At 67.4% G+C, this 2,512-nt stretch carries 3 protein-coding genes; 2 read left to right on the top strand and 1 reads right to left on the bottom strand.

Annotated features, from left to right (window positions below):
- The coding region (gene tsaB, locus G3N93_RS37960) for a tRNA (adenosine(37)-N6)-threonylcarbamoyltransferase complex dimerization subunit type 1 TsaB (RefSeq protein WP_206135319.1) at positions 1 to 258 on the bottom strand (258 nt) is incomplete at its 3' end.
- 147 nt (positions 259 to 405) lie between these two features.
- Here tsaB and G3N93_RS37965 point away from each other — a divergent pair.
- Positions 406 to 675: an acyl-CoA-binding protein gene (locus G3N93_RS37965; protein ID WP_011352486.1), complete on the top strand. Its 270-nt coding sequence runs from the start codon at positions 406 to 408 to the stop codon at positions 673 to 675.
- Between the two features lie 362 nt (positions 676 to 1,037).
- Positions 1,038 to 2,512, top strand: a 1,475-nt coding sequence (locus G3N93_RS37970; RefSeq protein WP_206135320.1) for a DEAD/DEAH box helicase, incomplete at its 3' end; no start/stop codon positions are given.

Here is a 2,512-nt window from a genome sequence, read left to right on the forward strand (position 1 = left end):
CAGGCCCGTGAACGAGCCGGGGCCCGCGCCGAACGCGATCGCGTCGCAATCGGCGAGCGTCAGCCCCGATTCGGCGAAAAGCGCCTGGATGGCCGGCAGCACGCGCGTGCTCGACACGGCGCCCGTCAGCTCGTGGCGGACCCAGGTTTGCGGGGTGGAAACGGCGTCATCGGCATGGGCCGAGCGCAGCAGCGCGACCGAGCAGTATTCGGTCGACGTATCGATGGCGAGGAGCACTGTTTGCGTCATGGGCGACATTGTAATGCGGCGCCCCGCTCCCACGGGCGATCGGGCCCGATCCGTGCGTGCACGCCGCGCCGGCGGCGGTTTGGAAGGATCGCTCGACCCCGTGCGGCGGTCCGCTTGTTAAGATCGCCCGACCTGAAACCCTTACGGAGACACCCGATGAGCGAACTCACCGCCCAATTCGACCAGGCCCAGATCGACGTCAAGCAACTGACGGAACGTCCGGGCAACCTGACCCTGTTGCGCCTGTACGCACTCTTCAAGCAGGCGACCGACGGCGACGCCCATGGCGACAAGCCGGGCTTCACCGACATCGTCGGCAAATACAAGTACGACGCATGGGACGCGCTGAAGGGCACGTCGCAGGATGCGGCGAAGCAGCAGTACATCGAACTCGTCGAATCGCTGAAGAACGGCACGGCTTCCTGACCGAATCGCCCCCTGTCGCAATAGGCAATCAAATCAGTGGCGCAGCGCAGCAAATCTCTTTATAATGCTGGCTGCGTCACCCCCGCGCTCGGCTCGCAAGCCGTTCCGGCCTGGCGCCTCGTAGCGTTAAGCTCCAATCCGGTTTAGAACCTGTCCCCTCCTGCTTCGACCTTCGCGGTCGTCACTTATCAGGCTGGCGGCCCCGCTCCTGAAGCGCGCCGCACCCAAAACAGCTTCTAATGCCTCATCCGCCGACGGTTCGGCGGATTGCACCCCCGTTTCCCGATTTGCTCGCTGAATCCGACGACTTGGGTATGCGCGATTGGCGCCGACGTTTCACCCACTGTGATTCAAGGATTGTTATGACTTCGAGCATCAACTCCAGCCCGCTCAACGCGATCGCCGACCAGGCGCTCGGTCTCGACGACGCCGCCGTACCGGCCGCGGTCGAACCGGCGTCGGACGAGCCGAACTTCGCGTCGCTCGGGTTGTCGCCGGAGATCGTCTCCGCGCTGCAGGCCGCCGGCTATGTGAAGCCGACGCCGGTCCAGCAGCGCGCGATTCCGGCCGGCATCGCCGGCCGTGACCTGCTGGTCTCGAGCCCGACCGGTTCGGGCAAGACCGCTGCATTCATGCTGCCCGCGATCGAACGTTTCGCGCAGCTCCAGAAGGCGCAAGCGCAGCACCCGCGCGCGCCGCGCGAACCGAACCAGGGCGACCGCCGTGCGCGCCGCCCGCAACCCGTCGCGCGCCCGGGCCTGCTCGTGCTGACGCCGACCCGTGAACTCGCGATGCAGGTCACCACGGCCGCAACGACCTACGGCAAGCACCTGAAGCGCCTGCGCACGGTCAGCATTCTCGGCGGCGTCGCCTACGGCCAGCAGCTGATGCTGCTCGCGAAGAACCCGGAAATCCTGGTTGCCACGCCGGGCCGTCTGCTCGACCACCTCGAGCGTGGCCGCATCGACCTGTCCGAGCTGAAGATGCTCGTGCTGGACGAAGCCGACCGCATGCTCGACATGGGCTTCATCGACGACATCGAAACGATCGTCGCCGCCACGCCCGAGTCGCGCCAGACGATGCTGTTCTCGGCCACGCTCGACGGCAAGATCGGTTCGCTGACGAGCCGCCTGCTGAAGGATCCGGAACGCATCGAGATCCAGCAGCGCCTCGAGTCGCGCGCGAACATCGCGCAGACCGTGCACTACGTCGACGATCGCGACCACAAGGATCGCCTGCTCGATCACCTGCTGCGCGACGACGCGCTCGACCAGGCGATCATCTTCACGGCAACCAAGATCGACGCCGACCAGCTCGCCGGCCGTCTCGCCGACGCAGGCTTCGAATCGGCCGCGCTGCATGGCGACCTGCCGCAGGGCGCGCGTAACCGCACGATCCGTGCGCTGCGCGAGCGCCGTGTGCGCGTGCTGGTGGCCACCGACGTCGCGGCACGCGGCATCGACATCCCGGGCATCACGCACGTGTTCAACTACGACCTGCCGAAGTTCGCGGAAGACTACGTGCACCGGATCGGCCGTACCGGCCGTGCAGGCCGTTCGGGCACGGCAGTGAGCCTCGTGCACCACGCCGAGCAAGGCGCGCTCAAGCGCATCGAGCGCTTCGTGCGCGCGCCGCTGCCGGTCAACGTGATCGAAGGTTTCGAGCCGCGCAAGGCGCCCCCGCGTAACGGCGGCAACGGCGGCCGTGGCCGTCCGGGCGGCGGTAACGGCGGTCGTCGTTTCGGCGGCAAGCCGGGCGGCGGTTATGGCGGCAACGGTAACGGCAATGGCCGCAGCTACGGCGGCGGCAACGGCGGCGGCTGGAGCGGCAAGCCGGG

Source organism: Burkholderia sp. Se-20378, from assembly GCF_017104665.1.
GTDB lineage: Bacteria > Pseudomonadota > Gammaproteobacteria > Burkholderiales > Burkholderiaceae > Burkholderia > Burkholderia lata.

Bases quoted from the DNA above. Each gene is read 5' to 3' on its own strand.
- G3N93_RS37965 (WP_011352486.1), top strand. From the start codon at position 406: ATGAGCGAACTCACCGCCCAATTCGACCAGGCCCAGATCGACGTCAAG.